We start from the raw sequence: 395 nt of genomic DNA, 5'->3' as shown, positions 1-395 counted from the left end.
GTGGTGCCGTCATTGATGGTAGTTTCTACCGCAGCCGGGGCGCTTGGCTGCGCCTCAAAGTCACCGCCGGAGGTGGCATCCACAGAGACGGTAAACACATCATCATCTGCCGATTCGTTGAGGCTGTCATCCAGGGTATCGACGGTGAAATCGATGGAAGTGGTGTTCGCAGCGATCACCACATCGCGGGTGACCGGCGTGATATCGCCATCTTCCGTGGTCTTGTGTCCCACGATGATGGTCACGGTGAAATCAGCGGTTGGCGCTTCCGACAGGGTGAGGGTGTAGCTGGCCGCTTCACCTTCAATGACAGACGCATCACCTGTCAGTGTCAGGGTTGGCGCATCCGTAGTGGTGCCATCATTGATAGTGGTTTCGACAGCGGCCGGTGCGGT

Annotated in this window: 1 protein-coding gene; it reads right to left on the bottom strand. The window is 58.0% G+C overall.

What is annotated here, in order from left to right:
• On the bottom strand, positions 1-395 hold a 395-nt coding region (locus RN22_RS25215), incomplete at both ends, for an immunoglobulin-like domain-containing protein (protein ID WP_046307318.1).

Source organism: Grimontia sp. AD028, from assembly GCF_000973155.1.
Classification (GTDB): Bacteria; Pseudomonadota; Gammaproteobacteria; order Enterobacterales; family Vibrionaceae; genus Enterovibrio; species Enterovibrio indicus.
Note: the sequence above shows the minus strand (reverse complement) of the source record. Positions and strands in the feature narration are given on the sequence as shown.